The organism is Aeromicrobium sp. P5_D10, from assembly GCF_054049535.1.
This window is the reverse complement of sequence record NZ_JBFUME010000008.1, coordinates 23534-44797: the sequence shown is the minus strand read 5'-3', so window position 1 is coordinate 44797 and position 21264 is coordinate 23534. Positions and strand designations below refer to the sequence as shown.

The 21264-nt window shown below is 64.4% G+C and carries 23 protein-coding genes; 7 read left to right on the top strand and 16 right to left on the bottom strand.

Annotated elements, in window-relative coordinates; translation table 11 throughout:
• Positions 1 to 3 precede the first annotated feature (3 nt).
• The 12 genes from ACXJKC_RS15655 to ACXJKC_RS15600 form a co-directional block, all read right to left on the bottom strand.
• Positions 4 to 807, bottom strand: coding sequence for an SDR family NAD(P)-dependent oxidoreductase (locus tag ACXJKC_RS15655; protein WP_456697672.1), 804 nt, complete (start codon positions 805 to 807; stop codon positions 4 to 6).
• Positions 800 to 1600, bottom strand: a complete 801-nt coding sequence (locus ACXJKC_RS15650; RefSeq protein ID WP_456697671.1) for an SDR family NAD(P)-dependent oxidoreductase — start codon at positions 1598 to 1600, stop codon at positions 800 to 802. The genes ACXJKC_RS15655 and ACXJKC_RS15650 overlap by 8 nt, the downstream gene beginning before the upstream one ends.
• 37 nt (positions 1601 to 1637) lie before the next feature.
• Positions 1638 to 2411, bottom strand: coding sequence for an SDR family NAD(P)-dependent oxidoreductase (locus ACXJKC_RS15645; RefSeq protein ID WP_456697670.1), 774 nt, complete (start codon positions 2409 to 2411; stop codon positions 1638 to 1640).
• On the bottom strand, positions 2408 to 3217 hold the full coding sequence (locus ACXJKC_RS15640) for an SDR family NAD(P)-dependent oxidoreductase (protein WP_456697669.1): 810 nt from the start codon (positions 3215 to 3217) through the stop codon (positions 2408 to 2410). The genes ACXJKC_RS15645 and ACXJKC_RS15640 overlap by 4 nt, the downstream gene beginning before the upstream one ends.
• Positions 3214 to 3963 (bottom strand): SDR family NAD(P)-dependent oxidoreductase, encoded by a 750-nt coding sequence (locus ACXJKC_RS15635; protein ID WP_456697668.1) that lies wholly within the window; start codon positions 3961 to 3963, stop codon positions 3214 to 3216. Before ACXJKC_RS15635 ends, ACXJKC_RS15640 begins: the two co-directional genes overlap by 4 nt.
• 58 nt (positions 3964 to 4021) lie before the next feature.
• Complete coding sequence (locus tag ACXJKC_RS15630) at positions 4022 to 5785, bottom strand: branched-chain amino acid ABC transporter ATP-binding protein/permease (RefSeq protein WP_456697667.1); 1764 nt, start codon at positions 5783 to 5785, stop codon at positions 4022 to 4024.
• A gap of 24 nt (positions 5786 to 5809) precedes the next feature.
• A complete protein-coding gene (locus ACXJKC_RS15625) occupies positions 5810 to 6739 on the bottom strand; it encodes a branched-chain amino acid ABC transporter permease (protein WP_456697666.1) in 930 nt (309 codons plus the stop codon).
• 76 nt (positions 6740 to 6815) lie between these two features.
• Complete coding sequence (locus ACXJKC_RS15620) at positions 6816 to 8048, bottom strand: ABC transporter substrate-binding protein (protein ID WP_456697665.1); 1233 nt, start codon at positions 8046 to 8048, stop codon at positions 6816 to 6818.
• A gap of 38 nt (positions 8049 to 8086) precedes the next feature.
• The gene (locus ACXJKC_RS15615; RefSeq protein ID WP_456697664.1) at positions 8087 to 8848 is read right to left on the bottom strand and encodes an ABC transporter ATP-binding protein; all 762 of its coding nucleotides are present in this window, start codon (positions 8846 to 8848) and stop codon (positions 8087 to 8089) included.
• Between the two features lie 140 nt (positions 8849 to 8988).
• Positions 8989 to 10317 (bottom strand): phenylacetate--CoA ligase family protein, encoded by a 1329-nt coding sequence (locus ACXJKC_RS15610; protein ID WP_456697663.1) that lies wholly within the window; start codon positions 10315 to 10317, stop codon positions 8989 to 8991.
• Complete coding sequence (locus ACXJKC_RS15605) at positions 10314 to 10760, bottom strand: Zn-ribbon domain-containing OB-fold protein (protein WP_456697662.1); 447 nt, start codon at positions 10758 to 10760, stop codon at positions 10314 to 10316. Before ACXJKC_RS15605 ends, ACXJKC_RS15610 begins: the two co-directional genes overlap by 4 nt.
• Entirely contained in the window at positions 10757 to 11926 is a 1170-nt protein-coding gene (locus tag ACXJKC_RS15600) for a thiolase domain-containing protein (protein WP_456697661.1), read from the bottom strand. The genes ACXJKC_RS15605 and ACXJKC_RS15600 overlap by 4 nt, the downstream gene beginning before the upstream one ends.
• Positions 11927 to 12012: 86 nt before the next feature.
• Here ACXJKC_RS15600 and ACXJKC_RS15595 point away from each other — a divergent pair, with 86 nt between their 5' ends.
• Complete coding sequence (locus ACXJKC_RS15595) at positions 12013 to 12741, top strand: SDR family NAD(P)-dependent oxidoreductase (protein WP_456697660.1); 729 nt, start codon at positions 12013 to 12015, stop codon at positions 12739 to 12741.
• Between the two features lie 58 nt (positions 12742 to 12799).
• On the opposite strand, the gene ACXJKC_RS15590 is transcribed toward ACXJKC_RS15595, so the two are convergent.
• Positions 12800 to 13642 (bottom strand): TIGR03619 family F420-dependent LLM class oxidoreductase, encoded by an 843-nt coding sequence (locus ACXJKC_RS15590; protein WP_456697659.1) that lies wholly within the window; start codon positions 13640 to 13642, stop codon positions 12800 to 12802.
• 76 nt (positions 13643 to 13718) lie between these two features.
• Between ACXJKC_RS15590 and ACXJKC_RS15585 the strand changes: the two genes are divergently transcribed.
• Positions 13719 to 14183 (top strand): nuclear transport factor 2 family protein, encoded by a 465-nt coding sequence (locus ACXJKC_RS15585; protein WP_456697658.1) that lies wholly within the window; start codon positions 13719 to 13721, stop codon positions 14181 to 14183.
• Positions 14180 to 14806 carry a cysteine hydrolase family protein gene (locus ACXJKC_RS15580; RefSeq protein ID WP_456697657.1) on the top strand — a complete coding sequence of 209 codons (627 nt, stop codon included), beginning with the start codon at positions 14180 to 14182 and terminating at the stop codon, positions 14804 to 14806. Before ACXJKC_RS15585 ends, ACXJKC_RS15580 begins: the two co-directional genes overlap by 4 nt.
• A gap of 24 nt (positions 14807 to 14830) precedes the next feature.
• Here ACXJKC_RS15580 and ACXJKC_RS15575 read toward each other — a convergent pair whose 3' ends face one another.
• The 3 genes from ACXJKC_RS15575 to ACXJKC_RS15565 are packed head-to-tail and all read right to left on the bottom strand — an operon-like array spanning position 14831 to position 17072.
• Positions 14831 to 15478, bottom strand: a complete 648-nt coding sequence (locus tag ACXJKC_RS15575; RefSeq protein WP_456697656.1) for a GntR family transcriptional regulator — start codon at positions 15476 to 15478, stop codon at positions 14831 to 14833.
• 14 nt (positions 15479 to 15492) lie between these two features.
• Positions 15493 to 16659: a thiolase gene (locus ACXJKC_RS15570; protein ID WP_456697655.1), complete on the bottom strand. Its 1167-nt coding sequence runs from the start codon at positions 16657 to 16659 to the stop codon at positions 15493 to 15495.
• Positions 16656 to 17072 (bottom strand): Zn-ribbon domain-containing OB-fold protein, encoded by a 417-nt coding sequence (locus ACXJKC_RS15565; protein ID WP_456697654.1) that lies wholly within the window; start codon positions 17070 to 17072, stop codon positions 16656 to 16658. The genes ACXJKC_RS15570 and ACXJKC_RS15565 overlap by 4 nt, the downstream gene beginning before the upstream one ends.
• A 75-nt stretch (positions 17073 to 17147) precedes the next feature.
• Between ACXJKC_RS15565 and ACXJKC_RS15560 the strand changes: the two genes are divergently transcribed.
• The 4 genes from ACXJKC_RS15560 to ACXJKC_RS15545 are packed head-to-tail and all read left to right on the top strand — an operon-like array spanning position 17148 to position 21263.
• Positions 17148 to 18332, top strand: coding sequence for a CaiB/BaiF CoA transferase family protein (locus tag ACXJKC_RS15560; RefSeq protein ID WP_456697653.1), 1185 nt, complete (start codon positions 17148 to 17150; stop codon positions 18330 to 18332).
• Positions 18329 to 19462: an acyl-CoA dehydrogenase family protein gene (locus tag ACXJKC_RS15555; protein ID WP_456697652.1), complete on the top strand. Its 1134-nt coding sequence runs from the start codon at positions 18329 to 18331 to the stop codon at positions 19460 to 19462. Before ACXJKC_RS15560 ends, ACXJKC_RS15555 begins: the two co-directional genes overlap by 4 nt.
• Positions 19459 to 20487 carry an acyl-CoA dehydrogenase family protein gene (locus ACXJKC_RS15550; protein WP_456697651.1) on the top strand — a complete coding sequence of 343 codons (1029 nt, stop codon included), beginning with the start codon at positions 19459 to 19461 and terminating at the stop codon, positions 20485 to 20487. Before ACXJKC_RS15555 ends, ACXJKC_RS15550 begins: the two co-directional genes overlap by 4 nt.
• Complete coding sequence (locus ACXJKC_RS15545; protein WP_456697650.1) at positions 20484 to 21263, top strand: enoyl-CoA hydratase/isomerase family protein; 780 nt, start codon at positions 20484 to 20486, stop codon at positions 21261 to 21263. Before ACXJKC_RS15550 ends, ACXJKC_RS15545 begins: the two co-directional genes overlap by 4 nt.
• Position 21264 lies beyond the last annotated feature (1 nt).

Here is a 21264-nt window from a genome sequence, read left to right as displayed (position 1 = left end):
GGCTCACCGGGTCCGGCGAGCCTCTGTGGCCTGTGATCCCGAGGTCCAGCCGCCATCGATTGCGATCTCAGCTCCCGTGATGAAAGCCGCAGCGTCCGATGCCAGGAAGGCCACCAGCTCGGCGGCCTCCCACGCCTCGCCAGCACGACGCAACGGCGTCAGATCGATCTTTGCCTCTCGCATCGCGTCGGGAGCGAATTCGGCCATCGGCGTCAACATGTAGCCCGGATGGATGCTGTTGACCCGGACGCCCCAGGGGCCGAACTCCTGGGCGGCGGTCTTGGTCAGACCGCGCACTCCCCACTTGCTCGCGGTGTACGAAGGATCGGGATTGATATCGAGCCCCGCCGCCGACGAGACGTTGACGACCGAACCGCCACCGGCCTCCCGCATCAGCGGAACGATCGTCTTCATACCCAGGAAGACACCTTTGAGATTGATGTCGACGATCCGCTTCCAGGAGGCACGCCCGACAGTCGCGAACGATTCCTCGCCGAAGACACCCGCATTGTTGACCAACACATGCACTGAGCCGAACCGGTCACGCGCGACGTCACGCCACCGCGCCCAGTCATCTGCTCGACGCACGTCACCGGCCACGAAGGCGACGTCTGCACCCTCGGCGGCGGCTGCGGCAGCAACCGCCCGACCCGCCTGCTTGTCGAGGTCCGTCAGCAACACTGCGGCGCCACGGGCTGCGAGCGCATGCACATGCTCGGCGCCCATTCCCTTGCCAGCGCCCGTCACGACGGCAACTTTGCCGGTCAGGTCAGTACGTGTGCGAACGTCCGCGTAGTTCTCAGTCATGTGCTGCCTCCTGGTACGAAGCCGTCAGAAGGGCCAATGACCGGTGGGCTCCCGACGCGACGAATCCGCCGTCGACAACGATCTCGGCACCGGTCGTGTACGAGGATTCGTCCGTGGCCAGATGGAGCACGGTCATGGCGATCTCCTCGGGCTCGCCGGCCCGTTGATCAGCGTTGACCCGCACGAAATTGTCGATGATCTCTGGCGCGACATTTGACAGCATCGGCGTGAGGACCGCGCCCGGGTGCACCGAATTGACTCGGATGCCGAGCGCCGAAAGCTCAAGGGCCGCTGACTTGGTGACTCCCCGCAAGCCCCATTTGCTGGCCGTGTACGCCGCAGCGTCATAGCCCGTGAGACCCGCGATCGACGAGATATTGACGATCGACCCGCCGCCCCCTCGGCCCATGAGCGGCGCGCAGGCCTGCATGCCCACCACCGGACCCCACAGGTTGATGTCGAGCACCCGGTCGAAGGCCTGCTCGTCCTGGTCCAGGATTCCGCGGCGGTCCGAGACTCCGGCGTTGTTGACCAGGACGTCGAGCCGACCGAAATCACGCTCGATCCCCTCGACCACCTCGGTCCACCGAGACTCATCGGCCACATCGAGTTCAACGAACACCGCCCGATGACCCGCAGCCACCAACTCATCGGCCAAAGCCCGGCCGGCCTCTACAAGAACATCGGCAATCACCACCGCAGCACCCTCAGCTGCGAACAACCGCGCCTCGGCCTCACCCTGACCACCCGAGGCCCCCGTGACCAGAGCCACCTTGCCGTCCATGCGTCTCATGCAGTCTCCTGCCTCTCAGTCGTCCCACATCTCGTGTTCACGACATCCGTCGAGCTGCGGTGGCCTGAGCACCCGAGGTCCAGCCTCCGTCGATCGCAATCTCGGCACCGGTAATGAATGCTGCGGCGTCCGACGCCAGGAAGGCTGCGAGCTCGGCGGCCTCCCACGCCTCGCCCGGCCGTCCCAAGGGCAGCAGAGACACCATGGCCTGCCGAAGTTCGGGCGAGGCGAAATCGTTCATCGGAGTGTCGATGTAGCCGGGGTGGATGCTGTTGACGCGGACACCCCACCGACCGAACTCCTGCGAGGCCGTCTTGGTCAGCCCTCGCACTCCCCACTTGCTGGCCGTGTAGGCCACATCAGGGTGATGATCCAGTCCGGCGGCCGACGAGACGTTGACGATCGACCCGCCGCCGACTTCGCGCATTGCTGGGGCAAGCATCTGCATTCCCAGGAAGACTCCCTTGAGATTGACATCAAGCACCCGGTCCCACCCGGCCCGATCGGTCTGAGCGATGCGGCGGTGGCTCACCACCCCGGCGTTGTTGATCAAGATCTTGACCGCGCCCAGGTCGGTGGCCTGCACACGAATCCTTTCCCAGTCCTCCGAGGAAGACACGTCAGCAGTGCACCGGAGCACGGAGTGACCTGACGGACCATCGTCGTCGCGGTCGACCGCGAGCACCGTCGCTCCCCTCGCCGCCAGAATCTTCACGTGTTCTGCGCCCATCCCGCGGGCAGCGCCCGTGACGACCGCGACCTTGCCGGTCAGATCCGTACGGTCCGGGTACTGCCGAACAGCGGCGGTCATCGCACTTCCTCCTTGGCCGAAGCAACTGCAAGCTCAAGTGCTCGGTTGAGCCCTCCGGAAATGAATCCACCATCGACCGTAAGTTCGGCGCCCGTCGTGAACGACGACTCCGACGAGGCGAGGTGAAGCACGGCCCAGGCGATCTCCTCGGACACCCCGGACCGCCGATTCGGGTTGACCCGGACGTAGTTCTGCACCACGTCGTCGGGGATCGCGGCGATCATCGGAGTGACGATCGTGCCCGGATGCACCGAGTTGACCCGAATACCTGCATCGGCGAATTCCAGAGCCGCGACCTTGGTCGCTCCTCGAAGTCCCCATTTGCTGGCCGTGTAGGCCGCGTGGTCGTAGCCCGTGAGCCCGGCGACCGACGAGATGTTGATGATCGATCCACCGCCCCCGGCTGCCATCAGCGGTGCAACCGTACGCATACCGACGACCGGACCCCACAAGTTGATGTCGAGCACCCGGTCCCAGCCGCGCAGCCCCTGGTCGACGATGCCTCGACCGTCACCGACGCCGGCATTGTTGACCAGGATGTCGAGCCGACCGAAGTCCCGCTCGATCCCTTCGACGACCTCGGCCCACCGCGCCTCGTCAGCCACGTCCAGCTCGACGAACACCGCACGATGACCCAGGCCGACCAGCTCGTCAGCCAATGCTTGGCCGGCTTCGACCAATACGTCGGCAATCACGACCCCGGCCCCCTCGGCCGCGAACAACCGAGCCTCCGACTCACCCTGACCGCCCGAAGCGCCGGTGACCAGAGCCACCTTGCCGTCGAATCGCTGCGCCACGTCGATCACGACACCATGTAGGTGCCGCCGTCGACCGACAGGACTTGTCCGGTCATGTAGCTGGCCGCGTCGGACAGCAGGAACTCGAACGTCCCGGCCATCTCCTCAGCCTCCGCGAATCGGCCAAGCGCGATACGTGACAGATAAGTCTTCGCGAACTTCTCATCATTCATGATCTTGTGGGTCATCTCGGTCGAGGCCGACGGCGCAACGGCGTTGACCCGGATGCCGTAGCGGCCAAGCTCCTTGGCCGCCGACTTGGTCATCGCGATGATCGCGCCCTTGGCCGACGCATAGTTGATCTGACCGATGGTTCCACCCAGACCCGCCGCCGAAGTGACGTTCACGATGACCCCCGGTGTCTTGCTTGCCACCATGCGTCGCGCGGCCTCTCGAACGCCCAGGAAGCTGCCGCGTGCGTGGACCGCGATGACATTGTCGAAGGCGTCAGCCTCCATCTTGAGCAACATCGCCGGCCGGGTGTTGCCGGCGTTGTTGATCCACGCCCAGATGGGTCCGAGTTCTGCCTCTGCCACATCGGCGATGCGACGGATGTCCCCCTCGCTGGAGACGTCCGCACCGACCGCGATGACCCGATGACCCGAGTCGGTCAGCTCGGCGGCGACACTCTTCACCGCTGTCTCGTTGATGTCGGCGGCACACACAGCCCACCCGTCCTGAGCCAATTGGCGGACGATGATGCGGCCGATGCCGTCACCGCCACCGGTGACGACGACAACCTTGGACTGATTCATATCAACTTCTCCTTGCAATGGTGGGACGTGTGCTTTGTGGCTCGTGCGTGTGATCCGGTCACATGGGCCGGCCGAAGTAGATCGCGGTGAGCTCGGGGTTCTCCATGACTTCAGAGGGCGTGCCCTCGGTGAGCAGACGCCCCCGGTCGAGGAACATGACCCACGACGCGACTTCGCGAACAACCTGCATGCTGTGCTCGACGATGCAGATCGACGTGCTGCCGTCGGACACGATCTGCCGCAGGAGCTCTGAGAGTTGCGCGCGAGCGGCTTGGTCGAGGCCGGACATCGGCTCATCGAGCAGATAGCAGCTGGCACCCGTGGCCAACAGGCGTCCCATCATGAGCATCTTCTGCTCCGCGTACGACAGGTCCTTGGCCAGCATGTGGCGCTTGTCGAAAAGTCCCAGGCTCCGCAAGATCTGTTCGGCCCGTTGTTCGTCGACATCGTCACCGCCCTTGAGGGCACGTGGCGAGAACTGCGCGATCAGGCTCTCATGGCGGATGTCGGTCACCGCGACATGAATGTTCTCCTGGACCGTCATGCCCTCGAAGAGCCTGACTTCCTGGAACGAACGCACGACGCCGAGCTGAGCGCGCCTTTCGATGCTGAGCCTGGTGATGTCCTGGTCGCCGTAGAATGTGCGGCCGGTGTCTGACTTGAGTGCGCCGCTCAACAGGTTGAACACAGTTGTCTTGCCGGCACCGTTGGGGCCCACCAACGCGGTGATCTGACCCGGACGGATCTCAAGCGTCACATCGTCGACCGCCTTGAGACCACCGAAGGCAATACCGATTCCTTCGGACCGCAGACTCTTCAGGGCGGGAGCCTCGGCACCCGGACCACGCACCGCCGCCAGCAAACTGGCGGCCGAGACTTCGCTCGCGTCATCCGCTCGATCGCTTGACCTCGCGCCCGTCCGTGCGTCACGTCGAGCCGCGTTCCGCTGCGCCTCGACGACAGGATCGCGTCCCAGAAGTCCGCGCGGGCGGTAGATCAACAGCAACAGCACCGCGAGCGTGTAGATCAGCCCGTTGATGGGACCGGCCACCGAGTCGGGAATGTTGGCGAAGCTCAGCGCCTCGGGCAGCGCCAGAACCACTGCGGCACCAAGGAACGGCCCCCAGTACGCGGCCATGCCGCCGATGATCGTGATCGACAAGATCTCGACCGAGCGGTCCAGGGTGAACTCCAACGGGCTGATGTACAGCGTGTGCACCGCATAGAGTCCGCCGGCGATACCGGCGATAGCCGAGCTGAAAGCGAAAACCGTGACCTTGGTCCACAGGGCACGCTTGCCCAAGGACCGGGCGGCCGGAACGTCTTCTCGCAACGACTTGAGCAGGCGTCCGTACGGCGAGCGGACGACTCGCCAGCACACGACTGCCACCACGAGGCAGAAGATCCACGACAAGATCGCGACCTTGAGATTGCTGTCGAGTTGCATGCCGAACACGGTCGGACGCGGGATACCCGCGATGCCGGCCGAACGGCCGGTCAACTCGAGGTTGTTGAACAACTCGACGAGCGCGACCTGAACCGCGATCGTCACGATGAACAAGAACTCATCGGATAATCGGCCGGCGGCATATCCCACCGACAAGCTCATGACACCGGCCAGTAGTGCGCCGGCAAAGACCGCGGGCAGGAACTCGAGTTGATGGTCCTTGATCAAGATGGCGGTCGCATAAGCACCGATACCGAAGAAGCCACCGTGCGAAACGGACAGAAGCCCGCCATAGCCCAACAGCAAGTTGAACGAGATTCCAAGGATGATGAAGATGGGCAGCAAGCCCATCAGGCTGGTCAGGTAGTAACTCATGACTCTTCTCTCGGTCGGACGAAGTCAGGAGGCCACAGCCGGCGCGGCCGCAGTCGTAGTGGTGGACCGGGACTTGCGCGGCTTCTTCTTGGCACCGACAAGACCCGCCGGACGGAAGATCACGAAGGCGAACGCGACGATGTACAAGATGAACTCGCCCCATTCGGTGGGCAGCCAGTACAACGGAAGAGTCTCGGTGAGACCGACCAGAATGCCGCCGACCAGAGCACCGCTCATGCGGCCCATTCCGCCGATCGTGAGTGCGATGACGGCCTTGAGCAGCAGATCGAATCCCATGCTGGGGTGGATCGGCGCTTTGAGGGCGAGCAGGACCGCAGCCGGAACGACCAGGATTGATCCGAGGATCATCGAGCGCAGGTAGACCTTGTCCAGATTGATCGCGAGTGCCTGAGCACGCTCAGGATTGTCGCCGACCGCCCTGAACTCCAGCCCCGCGTGCGTCTTGGTCAAGAACCAGTGCATCAGAACGAATAGCAGAATGCTCATCACGAGCACACTGATGTCGTAGACCCCGATGCGGACACCGAAGACTTCGGTCTGCCACGAGAACCACGATGGGGCGACCGTTGAGATCACACCGGCTCCCCAGATGAACTCGATGAGATAGGCCGCGAAAGCGACCACGAGCAACGAAGCGACCAGGACGACCATCGGATCGGCGTCGCGACGTGCCAACGGCTTGTAGATCAGGTACTGCATCGCCACTGCCGCGAGCGCAGCTGATGCCACGGCACCGAGGAAGGCGAAGATCGTCGGCCACTCAAGCTTGGTGCCGAGCGTGTAGAACACGTATCCCGCAAGGACGAATGTGGCGCCCTGCGCGACGTGGAAGACCTTGTTGACCGACAAGATCAGACTCAGGCCGTAGGCAAACAGACCGTAGAGCAGGCCCATGACCAGCCCGGTCTTGATAAGGGTGATGAGGAGGTCCACGCTCACGCCTTCCGTCTAGGTGTTGGGGGGCCTGCCCTCCGCCGTCGGACGGAGGGCAGGCACGGTGGGAGATGGGTCAGTTGGCGGTGACTGCGTCGATCGTCTTGTCATCCAAGGGATCGCTCTTCCAGTCCTGGATCTCCTGAATCAGGGTCGGACCGGTGTACGTGAGCTTGTTCGTCAGATCCATCGAGCCGATGATCGGAACTGTGAAATCAGAGTCCTTGTTGAGGAGCGCAAGGATGTTCTCGCCCGTGACCGGCGCACCTTCAGCGCGCAATTTCTTGATGACCTCGGCGTACAGGAACGGCACCGCGTAGAAGTAGCTGTTGTACGACTGGTTCGCCAACACCATCTTCGGGTGATCTGCCTGAATACGTTCGAGCAGCTTACGGACGCCGGAAATGTCCTCAGGGATGTGCGACATGTAGATCAGGCCGTTCATCGCGTCCTGGCCCGCATCGCGGATGACCCGGCTCTCACCGAATCCGGCGTAGCTGCCGATCGGTATGTCGAGCTTGGCCTCACGGACCGACTTCATGGTGGCCGCACCCTCGACGAGGAGGGTCTGCACGTACACGAAGTCAGCACCTGAGGATTTGACCTTGGCGACCTGAGTCGTCGCGTCCGTGGCGTCCTGGCGGATCGACTCTTCGGCGACCATCTTGCCGCCGCGCTTCTCGATGGCTTCCTTGAACGCCTTCGCGGTGCCCTGGCCGCTTTCGTTGTCGACGAAGATCGTGGCGAAGTTCTTGTAGCCCTTCTCCTCGACGAGGTACTGCGTGAAGTTCGCAAGCTGCTCATCGTTCATGGGCAGGACATTGGCGAGGTTGGGGCTGGCACCGATCAACGTCGGACTCTGGGCACCCGCGTTGAACAACGCGAAGCCGAGGTCCTGGGCAACCGGCATGCCGGCGGCAACGACCGCGCTCCACGCGGTGAGCACAGCCGGAGCCTTCTCGACGGCGCCGAGTTTGTTCATGGCACTCACGCCGCCTTCAGCGGTGGCCTGGGTGTCCTGAGTGACCAGCTTGAGCGTGATGCCGTCAGCGGCGAACTGCTTGTTGACATCATCGATGCCAACCTGAACTGCTGCGCGGTATTCCTCGCCGTAGGACGCCGCCGCGCCGGTGAGCGGAAGGCCAAGACCCAGCTTGTAGGTTTCCTTGGACGTGACGGCCTTGCCGCTGGCGTCCTTGACGTCGCCGGAACCCTTGGATCCCGAGCCGTCGCTGGCCGTCGTACACGCGGCCGCAAGCGACAACGCCGCCACAGCAACGGCGATCTGTGTCGATCGAATCAATCGCATTGGTGTTCCTATCTCTTGTCGTGCTGACAGCCGCCACATCAGAACAGCCCCCAGATGTCTGGGTCGTCCAGAAGTGTCGAAGCGGGACCTTCCCGCACAATTTCCCCGAGCCTGAGTACGTAGGCGCGGTCTGAGACCTTCAGCGCCTCGTTGATGTTCTGCTCGACGATCAGGACCCCGATACCCAACTCCTGATGCACCGAGCGAATCTGTTCGAGCATCGTCTGGACCAGCACGGGGGCGAGCCCGGTCGACGGCTCGTCGAGCAGCAGGAATCGCGGGCTCGCCATCAGCGCGGTGCCGATCGCGACCATCTGCTGCTGGCCGCCACTGAGCGTGCCTGCGTCCTCGTGCAAACGGTGTGCGAGCGCTGGGAAGAGGTCGAGGACGAAGTCCATCGTGACGGTTTCACGGTCGGTGACGTGGCGCGCAACGCCCGCGCCGAGCTGCAGGTTCTCACCGATCGTGAGGGTCGGGAAGATTCCGCGCCCCTGCGGGACCAGTGCCATGCCGTCCTGGGCGATCTTCGCCGAGCCGCGACCGATCTGGCTGACTCCGCCGAAACTGATGTCGCCACTCTCGACCCCGATGACTCCGGCGATGGCCCTGAGCAGGGTCGACTTGCCTGCTCCGTTGTGGCCGAGCAGGGAGACGATCTCCTGGCCACCCACGGCCAGCGAAACGTCTCGGAGCACCGTGTGTGCCCCGTAGCCTGCCGTGACGTCGTCGATCCTGAGCATCGGGGCTTCGGTGGACACCGCTCCTGGACCGTTCACGGTCCGACCTTCGGTCTCAGCCATGTCAGCCGGACTCCTTCCGCCCTCACGGGCCTGAATGTTAGGTACATCACGTTCATGCTAAGTAGTATCATACTTAGCATGATTAGCCGAGTATTCGACGAGAATTTCTCATTGCTGACATCACGCCGGACGAGACGGGCTCAGGGACGCTCGACCAGCGCGGTCTTGTTGACTCCGGCCTCGGGCAGAACTCCGACCGGCACCATTTCGAGCCGCGGTCGAAACGCCAGCACCTGAGTGATGCGGCGTTCGAGTTCGTCGGTCACGGTCGCCAGCTCATCGTGCGACAGCTCCGGACGGTATTCGGCCCGGACCTTGAGCCGCTGCTCGGTCGCGTGACCTTCGAAGTCGGCGACAATGCGCACATTGCCCGTGAGTCTGGGCTGGAAGCCGATCACGATCTCACGCACGGCAGACGGCCACACATTGATGCCACGCACGATCAACATGTCGTCGGTACGACCGACGCACCGCACACGCGGACTACTACGACCGCACACACACTCGGTCGCCAAAACCTCCAGATGGTCGCGGGTGCGGAACCTGATGAGCGGGGACGCCTGACGGTCCAATGCGGTCATCACCAGCTCCCCGCTCGCGCCGGCCTCGAACGGGACGTCCTCGCCCGTGTCGGGATCAATCAGCTCGATGTGCACCAGCCCTTGGGCCACGAAATGCATGCCGTCGCGTTCCAGACACTCTCCGAACACGATCGGCACGACGTCGGAATTGCCGAGCGTCTCGCAGCTGGTCGCGTTCCAGATGCTCTCGATCTGTTGACGGACAGCGGGGACACCTCCCCCCGGCTCACCGCCGACCACGATCCGTTCGACGCCGAGCTCAGCCGCCGAGCGCCCGAGCACTTCCTCGGCCAGGCGTCCTGCGTGCATCGCGAAATTCGGGCCTGTACAGAACACCTTCGGCGACAGCGAGCCCGCCACCGTGAGCAGGCGCTCGGCACCGGCCTCACCACCGATCGGGATGACGACACACCCCAATTGCTGCAAAACCCTGACGGCCGGAACACCACCCGCGAACCCCTTGCTCATGCCCCAGCCGTGCAGCACGAGATCGCCGGGACGCACCCCGGCCGCGTAGAACGCCCTCGCACCGGCGGTACCCCAGACTTCGAGGTCGTGGTGCGTCAGGCCGAAGTACGACGGGCTGCCGCTCGTTCCGGACGTCGCCTGGATCTGCGCCAGACTCGTCAACGGCGCGGCCAGGTGCGAACCGAGCGGAGGATGCTGGGCCAGGCTGTGACGCAACTCCTCCTTCTCGGTGAACGGCAGCCGCCGAAGATCATCGACTGTGCTGACGGCACCGGACCGGACGCCTGCGGCGGCGAGCTTTTGCCGATAGAACGGCGAGTTCTCGGCGATGTACGCGAGCTGACTTCGAAGCAGCCCGGACTCGTGCTCACGCAATCGCGCAGGTTCCCAGGTCTCGATCTCGTCGAGAACGTCAGTCATGGCTGCTCCTTCTTCTCGTCAGTCAGTGGCACGAATCTCAGCACCGGCAGATCTTCGGTGTCCGCGCGCTCGAACACTGCGCTCACGCGCAGCCCGGGGGCGAGCCGGTCCGCCGGGCAATCAACGACGTTGGCCTGAACCGTGACTCCTTCGTCCAAGGTCACGAACGCCAGGACGAAAGGTGTGTGCTCGGCCCAGGGGCCGGCCGCCCGCCGGACCACAGAAAAGCTGTAGACCTCGCCGCGACCCGAGGCGCTGCGCCAACTCACCGCGGCGTCGCCGCACCGTGGACAGAAGCCGCGTGGGTACCAGAACAAAAGCTCGCACCCATCGCAGTACGGCACGACGAGCTCACCGCGTTCGGCAGCGTTCCAGTAGGGCTGTGTCGCCGGATCGACCGACGGTCGGGGAGTCGGGAGCCCGGCAGGATAGAACTCGGTCACAAGAATCGCTCCAGGATGATCGTCGAGCTGTAGTGGCTGGTAGCAAGGCGGAAGCCGGTGCCGGAGGCGAGGGCCCAGTCACAGTCAGGCACCTGGACTGCGGGATGGGCCTCTCCCCTGAGTTGCCTGACGGCCTCGATGACTTTGGTCATCCCCCCGCGATTGCCCGGGTGATTGTTCGACAGACCTCCGCCATCGGTGTTGACCGCGATCCGGCCGACCCCGCTGACCAGTCCGCCGTCTTCGACCAGGCGCCCGCCCTCGCCTGCAGCACAAAAGCCCAGATCTTCCAATGCCATGAGCACCGTGATCGTAAAAGAGTCGTAGAGGGAGGCGTACTTGATGCGGTCGACCTTCACGCCGGCTTCGGCGTAGGCCAACTCTCCCGAACGTCGGATTGCGCTGTACGTCAGGTCCACCTCGCCGGCAATCGACGCTTTGTGACTCTCACCCTGGCCTCGCAGGACCGCACCGGTCCGGCCCAGCTCCCGGGCGACGTCCGGATGGACCACGACCAGAGCTCCGCCACCGTCGGTGACGACGCAGCAGTCCATACGATGCAGGGGATCGGCAATCAGGGGCGACGCCATGACTTCATCGAGCGTGACCTCATCACGCAACAGCGCATTCGGGTTGTGGCTCGCGTGCCGCGATGAGGCCACCTTGATCCACGCCAATTGCTCAGAGGTTGTCCCGTACTCGTACATGTGACGCCGCGCGAGCATCGCGTAGTCGGCGACCGGTCCGTATCCGCCGAGGTATCCATTGACCTGGAAGGCCGCGGACGGTGACGGCGTGTCGGGCGGGGAGACCCGTTGGCGTTGATTGGGAAGACCCGCCAGAGAGATCACCGCGACCCGGCATTTACCGGCCGCGATCGCGGCTGCGGCATGGCCCACGTACGCGACGTAGCTCGACCCGCCCATCTCGGAGGACTCGGTGTACGTGCACTGCAACCCGAGGTACTGCATGAGGTCATTCGCGCCGAACCCAGGTGCCGAGGAGTCGCAGAAGAAGCCGTCGACGTCACGCAGACCAAGACCCGCATCGGCCAATGCGCCTGCGACGACATCACGGTGCACGCCCGCGAGCGTGTGTCCGGCAAGTTTGCGACCCGGGTGCTCGTAGGCCCCGACGATCACCGCCGCCCCATTGAGACTGTCCACCAGTAAGTCCGCCTTCTCGCCAGGTTCGTGATTTCTCATTACTATATGCATAAACCATCTAAATGCACCAGACTTGAGGAGAAGCCGTGACTCGCTTCAACCAGCGCGTAGCGCTCATCACCGGCGGAGCCAGCGGCATCGGTGCCGCGACGGCTCGCCGGATCGTCGACGAGGGAGGACGCGTCGTCCTTGCCGACATCCAGGACGAGCCGGGCGAATCCCTGTCCCGATCCTTGGGCGATTCCGCGCACTACCTCCACCTCGACGTGACGAGCGAAAAGGACTGGGAGCGAGCAATCGACAAGACGGTCAACCACTTCGGCGGCCTCGACATCTTGGTCAACAACGCCGGCGGCGGTCACTACGAATCAATCGAAGACACCTCGACCGAAACCTGGGACCGAGTCATCGCACTCAGTCAAACCAGCGTCTTTTTGGGCACCCGCGCCGCGAGTAGCGCATTGCATGCCAGCGGCCATGGCTCAGTGGTCAACATCAGCTCGGTCTACGGCCTGGTCGGCGGCACCGGGACGAGCCCGGCGTACCACGCCGCCAAGGGCGCGGTCCGTCTCCTGACCAAGAACACCGCGATCGCCTGGTGGCCTGCAGGAGTGCGGGTCAACTCGGTGCACCCCGGTTTCATCGACACCCCGCTACTCAAGGACCACCGCGAACGCATCGCCAGCGCGACACCGTCGGGGCGTCTCGGCACAGCCGATGAGGTCGCTGCGGTCATCGTCTTCCTCGCCAGCGATGAGGCGTCATTCGTGACCGGCGCCGAGTTCGTCGTGGACGGCGGACACACCGCGAGCTGACTGCGCCACACCAGGGCCTCGGAACACAGGCGTTCCGAGGCCCTGTTGCCACTGCCGCCTAACGGACCAGATCCACGAGAGGTGCCAGCCCATCGAGCGTCCGGGCCAAACCGTCAGCGTCATGCGGCGCAACGTTGATGACCATGCGCTCGACCCCGAGGCTTGCATAGTGCTCGACCAGGCTGGGCTCGCTGCGACTGTCGAATGCATGCAGCCGGATGCTCGCCGGATCACGGTCGGCGTCCTCGAACGCCTTCTGCAACAGGGGCAGACCCTCCATGATCGTGCGGGGCCCGATGGGCGCCCAGCCATCGGCGTACTCGGCGATATGGGAGAACAGCTTGGGACCAGCTGCGCCGCCCACCACGACCGGCGGGCCAGGCTGCTGAAGCGGCTTGGGCCACATGTACGACGGCCCGAAGTTGACGTACTCGCCTTCAAACGACGCCACCTCTTCGGTCCAGAGCTGTCGCACTGCGAGCATCTTCTCGCGTGCAACCGCCCGGCGCTTCTTGTACTCCACGCCATGATCCTCGATCTCGTCCTGGTTCCAGCCGAACCCGATACCGAAGATCAGCTGCCCTTGTGCGATGTGGTCGAGGCTTGCGACCTGCTTGGCCAGATAGATGGGATCGTGCTGCGGCACGACCGTGATCCCGGTACCGAAGGTCAGCGTCGGAGCCGCCACCGCGGCCGCGGCGAGCCCCACGAACATGTCGTGCGTGCGGTAGTACTCCGGAGGCAGGTCCCCTCCACGCGGATACGGCGTGGTCCGGGCCAGCGGAATGTGGCTGTGCTCGGGTAGGAACATCGCCTCGAAGCCACGCTCGGCAATCATTCGGGCCAATGGGGCGGGCTGCACCGTCTGATCGGTGGAGAACATCATGATGCCGATATGCATGGTCGTCTCGCTATCGCAAAGTAGGTAAATTATTAGTACTATAATTAGCATACTTCGCCGAGTAACTAGGAGCCTCATGACTGAAGACGACGCAATCGCCCGCGAGGAAATCCGCTCCCTGCTGATCGAATACGTACAGTGCGCCGATGGGGGCCGCACCGCACGCATGCTCGAACTCTTCGCGCCCGACGCAGTCATGGAGGCGACCGGAGACCCCGCCTGCACGGGACGCGACGAGATCCGCGGCTATTTCGAGCGAGCCGGACGAAGCATCCGACACCACATGACCAGCCCTGCCCTGCGTCACCACCTCTCCAGCATCAACATCGAACTCACCGGTCCGGGCGCCGCCCGCACGACGTCCTACTTCCTGGCCATCACCGACGCCGGTCCCGACCACTGGGGGCGGTACCGCGACACCTTGAAGCACGACGGGGCGAGCTGGCAGATCACCCATCGACTGCTGCAACTCGAGGGCCGGACGCCCGGAGGCTGGCTCGACAAGCATGAAGCTGCCCGCGGACAACAGGAGGACGCATGAACATCGACCGCTGGCTCGGCGCCGGCCGCCATCCCGTCCTCCTGATCTCGGAGTGCCAGAACGGTCTGATCAACCCCGAATTCGCGACCACCATGGAATCGCTGGCTCAGCAGGCCGAAGAGCGCGGCATCGTCAGACGGATCAGCGCGCTGGCCGACACCTTCCGGGCCGCGGGTCTGCCCGTTGCCCACGCGACGATCAATCCAGCCGCAGACTTCGCCGGCTTTGATCTCTCGTCCCCCTTGGCCGTTCACACGCAACGGCGCGGCGAATTCAGGGAAGGCACGCCAATGCCCGAGATCCACCCAGGTCTCACCCCACACGATGGCGATCTGGTGTTCCCACGGCGGACCGGCATGACGTCCTTCTTCCGCAGCGGCCTGGGAGCGGCCCTGCGCGAGCGCGGTGTCGACACCGTGGTGCTGGCCGGGATCTCGACCAACGTCGCCATCCCCGGCACGACGGTCGAAGCCGTCAATCGCGGTCTCCCAGTTGTCATAGCCGAAGATGCCACTGCTGCGACGACGCCCGAGATCCAGGAGTTCACGTTCCAGCACATCCTTGCGGCACTCGCCACCCTCACCACGTCGGCAGAGGTCATCGCCGCAATCGGAAGGCGCTGATCTCTGCAACCGCAGCGGTGAGCATCAGCGCCGTCCGAGCACCTGCGCCATCCAGGCCTCGGTCTCGGACCGATGCTCATTGCTCATGGCGATGAGCTCGTCACGGTCCGCGCGGGCGATCGCGTCGATGATCCGCTCATGGTCGTCGATGACACGCTCATGCGCACCGACACCGCGAATGTAGATCGACCGGTAGAACTCCGACAACGTCCACAACTGTTCGACCTGGCGTCGCACCATTCGCTGGGGCGAATGCTCAAAGATCGCGAAGTGAAAGCGCTCATTGGCCTCGCGATATGCCGCGAAGTCGGCCACGGGATCAAGGCTGCCCAGCCGCCGATTGAGCCGCCGCAGTTCCTCGACGTCGACCAGTTCAAGATCGACGCTCTCGAGCAGCGCACTTTCGAGCAGGCCACGCATGAGATAGATCTCGACCAAGTCCTCGACCGTCGGACGCACCACCGTGAACCCCGTGTTGGTCCGCGACTCGACCAGCCCTTCTGATCTCAATGAGGCCAGCGCCTCGCGCACCGGCACGCGGCTCACACCGAGGCGCTGCGCGAGATCAGCCTGATTGACCTTCTCCCCCGGCAGCAGGACGCCAGTCAGGATGAGCTGGCGGATCCGGGTCAGACAGGACGCATCCCCGCCCGCCGTGGACTCTGCGCTCATGTGGCCAAACCCCCTCAGAGCACCGACTCGTCGCCAAGCAAAACCGTCACCTGACTCGACAGCATGCCACCATTGCCGTGCGCGAGTGCCACGTGGGCGTCGGGGACCTGACGCTGGTCAGCCGTCCCCCGAATCTGCCGTGCGGCCTCGATCAGCAAGAAGATGCCATACATACCCGGATGGCAGTACGAAAGTCCGCCGCCATTCGTGTTGACCGGAAGATGCCCCCCAGGGGCAATGCCTCCGGCGCTCACGAAGTCACCCGCCTCGCCCTTCGCGCAGAATCCGAGATCCTCCAGGAAGAGCAGCACGTTGATCGTGAAAGCGTCGTACAACTGGACGACGTCGACATCACTGGGCCGCAGGCCCGCTAGGTCGAATGCCCGGGGCCCAGATTCCGATGCCGCAGTGACGGTCAGATCCGGCAGCTGGGAGATGTTCATGTGCCATTGCGCCTCGGCACCGCCCAAATAGAAGACGGGCTTGTGCCGCAGATCGCGGGCCCGCTCGGCCGACGTGATCACGATGGCGCCACCGCCGTCGGTCACCAGGCAGCAGTCACGCACCGTCAACGGCGACGAAACCATCCGCGATCCCAGCACATCGTCGATCGTGAGATCTCCCCGCTCGAACGCAGCCGGATTGAGCTGTGCCCAACGACGCGCAGCAACGGCGACCTCGGCCAGGTGCGCTCGAGTGGTTCCGAACTGATGCATGTGACGCGCCGCAGCAAGCGCATAGGCCGAGACCGGCAGACGTGGCTTGAATGGAGTCTCGTACGACGGGATCAGCGACTGCCCCGAGGCGATCAGGCCACCGGACGCGGATCGCTGATTGCTCCCGTAGACGATCAGCGCAACCTCGCACAGTCCCGCAGCGATCGCAGCCGACGCATGACGCACATGGGCGAGGAATGAGCTGCCCCCGGTCGCCGTCGCATCACTGAAACGCGGTCGGATTCCTAGGTGCTCACCCAGGGTGACCGTCGGCATCGCGAAGAACGCCGAGTGGGCGAACAGCCCGTCGACGTCCTTGACGGTCAGTCCGGCGTCATCGAGTGCCCGATAGGCGGCCTGGGCCGCCAGATCGAGCGCCGTCACGCCAGGACCCACTTCGCCCAGATCGGACTCGGCGACGCCAACTATGGCCGTCTTGCCACGCAATTCGCGTTCGTGGTTCATCGGGGTCCTCCTGCGGCCGGAGCGAACAGCGGCAATACCTGATCCGTGTCGCGCGCGAAACGCACCTCGACCCGGTCGTCGATGTGCACCTGATCGGCCTCTGTCTCGATGACATTCGACATCATCCGGAATCCTTCGTCGAGGTCCACCAGGGCAACGCAGTACGCCGGCTCGTTGCGTGGGCGGATCACGGTCGTCGAGTACACGGTCCCAAATCCTGCGGACCGGCGCCACGACAACTCGTCGGCACCGCACAAGGAGCAGCGCTGGCGCGGCGGGAACACCGCTGCGCGACACCCGCGACAGCCCTGGAACACCAGCATCTCGGCGTCGAGCAGAGCGAGGTATGTGGCATGTGGAGATACCCCTTGCGGCGCATCCTCGATAGCCCTGCCGGGTAGATCTGCTGTCATGCCGTCACTCCCACCATCGTTGACAATGAATACATTTAAGCATACATTCTGAGTCCACCTACCCGAATAGAGCAGATGAGAACTGACGACGCACCGACACACGGCCCTTTGCACGGCATTCGGATTCTCGACCTCACGCGGGTCGTGATGGGTCCGCTGGCAACCCAGGTCCTCGCAGATCAGGGCGCCGAGGTCATCCTCCTCGAAGCCGACGGCGGCGACACAAACCGCGTCATGGGTCCAGGACCACACGCAGAACTTTCCGGCATCGCACTGAACCTGCTGCGCAACAAACGTTCCGTTGCGGTCGACCTCAAGTCCGATCGCGGACGCGAAGTACTCCAAGCCCTCGTCAAGACCTGCGACGTCGTCGTCTCGACCATGCGCCCCATGGCGCTCACTCGACTGGGACTCGACTATGCGTCAGTGCGGTCCATGCGCGAGGACATCGTCTACTGCCAGGCCCAGGGCTTCGCGCTCAACAGCCCACAGGCAGACGAACCGGCCTATGACGACATCATCCAGGCCGCGACAGGAGTCTCCGACATCATGGAGCGGGTCACCGGGGCACCCGGACTCATCCCCACGATCTTCGCCGACAAAGTGTGCGGTCTGGTGATGGCCCAGGCGATCACAGCGGCTCTTGTGGATCGTGCACGGACAGGACGGGGTCGACACGTCGAGGTCCCCATGAACCAGGCGATGACTGCATTCATGCTCGTCGAGCACGGCTCAGGCGCCATCAGCGAACCGCCCGTCAATGCGCCCGACCGGGCAGCAACCGGCTATCCACGGGTCCTGTCACCCGACCGCCGTCCTCACCCCACCAGCGACGGCTGGATCCACCTGCTGCCGTACCGCCCGCAACACTATGCCGCGCTGTTCAGCGAGGTGGGCGTTTCCGGCGCCGCAGACGATCCACGATACGCAGACCAGCGCGCCACGATCGCCAACTCCGATTCGCTCTACCGCGACATCCGGAGAATGACTCCCGGGCGAACCACCGCACAGTGGCTCGAGTACTGCCGCACCGCCGGAATTCCGGCGACTTCGGTCAACAGCCTGCAAGATCTCGTTGACGAACTGCCCTTGACCGAACATCCCCATGCTGGTCAGTACCGGGTCATCCCGCCCATGTCCATCTTCCATGGGGCCGCGGAGTCCTGCCCGACACCGGCTCCACTCATCGGCGAGCACACCGACGACGTCATCGACGCGCTCGCCCTGCATTCAGTCAGCCTCACGAAGGAGGCCCCGTGATCCACCTGACCCCGACGCAGTTGACCCGGGACGAGCGCGCGCTGCGTAGCGATGTTCGCGCGTTCCTCGACATCCGGTTGGCTCCTGGAACCTACTCGCCAGGACTTGGTATGGGCGCCGATGTCGACGCCGAGTTCTCACGCGATCTTGGCGCGCAGGGCTGGGTCGGCATGGCACTGCCCCGCGAGTACGGCGGCGGCGGACGAACCGCCGTCGAACGACAGATCGTCGTCGAAGAACTGCTCACCCGTGGGGCCCCGGTCGGATACCACTGGGTGGCCGACCGGCAGTCCGGACTCAGCATCCTGCACAACGGCACCGAACAGCAGCGGCGCGGCCTGCTGCCGGGGATCGCCCGCGGAGAACTGTCGTTCGCTATCGGAATGAGTGAGCCCGACGCCGGATCCGATCTGGCATCGCTGCGCTCCAAAGCGGTGTTGCACGGCGACACCTGGCACATCAACGGGACCAAGATCTGGACATCAGGTGCCACCACGGCCACTCACATCCTGGGCCTGTTCCGCACCTCGGACGAACGACACGGCGGCCTGACCCAGTTCATCATCCCCCGCGACACCCCCGGAATGACGGTCTCGCCGATTCCCTTCATCGACGGAACTCAGCACTTCTGCGAGGTGTCCTTCGAGGACGTCCAGCTCGACGACTCGACGAGACTCGGCGACGTCGGTTCAGGCTGGGGGCAGAACACGAGCGAACTTGCCCTCGAGCGCGGAGGTGTGGACCGCTGGATGTCGATCATGCCGATCCTGGAGGCATGGGCGAAATCCGACTCCGTCCGTGACTCCGTCCCGGCACAGATCGACCTCGGGAGAATTCTGGCCCGACTGTGGACCTTCCGCGGCATGAGCTTGTCGATCGCACGACTCGTCGACGAGGGCAACTACCCGGTGGCCGAAGCGGCGCTCGTCAAGGAGATGGCGACGCGCTTCGAACAGGAGTCGTTGGCGCTCGTCCGTCGCCATTTCGGCCGCACGCCGTCACTGACGTCCGAGGTTCAGTGGGAGGCCCTGCTCGCTCAAGCGATCCTTGTGGGACCTTCGTGGACCATTCGGGGCGGCACGACAGAAATCCTCCGTTCAGTGATCGCGAAAGGCCTGGTTCGCCGATGAGCACCTCCGAACTGTCCCGCGCGCTCGGCGACTTTTTCGCCGAGACCTGGCCCCAGGACACTGCACCCCCGGAGCCCGGCGATCTCACCGACTCGGCCTGGGCGTCGTTCAGCGAACTCGGGCTCCACCTCGTCGGAGTCGATGAGTCCTACGGCGGATCTGGTGGCACGTTCGCCGATCTGATGGCAGTGGCCGTCCTCGCCGGTCGTCATGCCGCGGATCTGCCCGTCGCAGAGGCCACAACCGCAGCCTGGGCACTCACCCGGGCCGGTATCGCCCTGGAACCCGATGCGAGCTATTCGATCGCGGTCGCAGAGTCGAACGTCTCTGTCGGGCCGGACGGAACGCTTGACGGCATCATGCACGAGGTGCCCTGGGCAAGTTCGGTAAACCGCATTGTGGTCATCACCGATGACGGTCAAACTGCGGTCTTTCAGCCAGGCGATGCGCTCATCCGGCGCGGCTACGACCTGGCCGGACAACCACGCGACACCGTGGAGCTCTCTTCTGTCGGGCCCGTGGCACTGGGATCGGGCGTCTCAGCACATGACCTGCGCATCAGGGCGACAGCCCTACGGGTCGGACTCATCGCAGGGGCGCTCCAGGCCACGGCCGAGCTGACCCGGCGCTACGTCGGCGAGCGTGTGCAGTTCGGCAAGCCGATCGGCACGTTCCAGGCCGTGCAAGCACACGTGGTCGAACTGCAGCAAATGGCGGTCATGACAACGACCCTCGCCGACCGCCTCGCGCTCGAACCCGAGTTGGCCGCGTTCGACGTCTCAGCAGCACAGCTCGTGGCCAATGAGAACGCCGTCACTGCGGCCCGCGCTGCGCATCAGGCCCACGGTGCGATCGGGATGACGCGCGAGTACCGGCTGCACCTGTTGACCCGCAGGCTCCACACCTGGAGCGGCGACTTCGCTCAAACCATCGACTTGTCGGTCCGTCTGGGCGCTGCGGCCACACAGGCTCCCTCTTTTGCCCGACTGATTCTCGACGACCAGCGACCGGAGATCACCTCATGACCATGCCCTCATTCGACGAACTGACCATCACCCATGACGGCCACGTCGCGGTGCTTGAGATCGCACGTCCACCCGCCAACTATTTCGACCGGCCGCTGATCACCGCGATTGCCGACACGATCGACGCCCTGGCCACTGACGGCAACACTCGCGTGGCGGTGCTGGCGTCACAAGGCCGGCATTTTTGCGCCGGCGCCAACTTCGGGGCGACTGCCGAGGGCTCTGATCGCGCCACAGAATCTCGCCGGCTGTACGCCGAGGGGCTTCGACTGTTCAGCACGCCGATCCCCGTCGTCGCGGCAGTTCAGGGCTCAGCTGTCGGAGGCGGCCTCGGGCTCGCCTGCGCAGCAGATTTCCGGGTCGCGTCAGCGTCCTCACGTTTCTTGGCCAATTTCGCCCGCCTCGGATTCCACCAGGGCTTCGGCCTCTCGGTGAGTCTGCCGCGCATCGTGGGCGACCAGGTCGCGGCTCGGATGCTCGTTGCTGCCCACCGCCTGTCGGGTGACGAGGCTTTGGCCGTGGGTCTTGTGGACCAGCTCACTGAGCCGGGCTGCGAGCTCGCGGGCGCAGTTGCGTTCGCCCACGAGCTCGCGGCCTGCGCACCTCTGGCCGTCAGGTCGATCCGCGAGACCCTCAAGGAAGGTCTCGCCGACCAGGTCATGAAGTCCCTCGACCGTGAGGCGTCCGAACAGGCACGCCTATGGGACACCGCCGACAGCCGAGAAGGGATCGCGGCCAGCCTGGAACGACGGGACCCGGTTTTCACCGGTCGTTGAG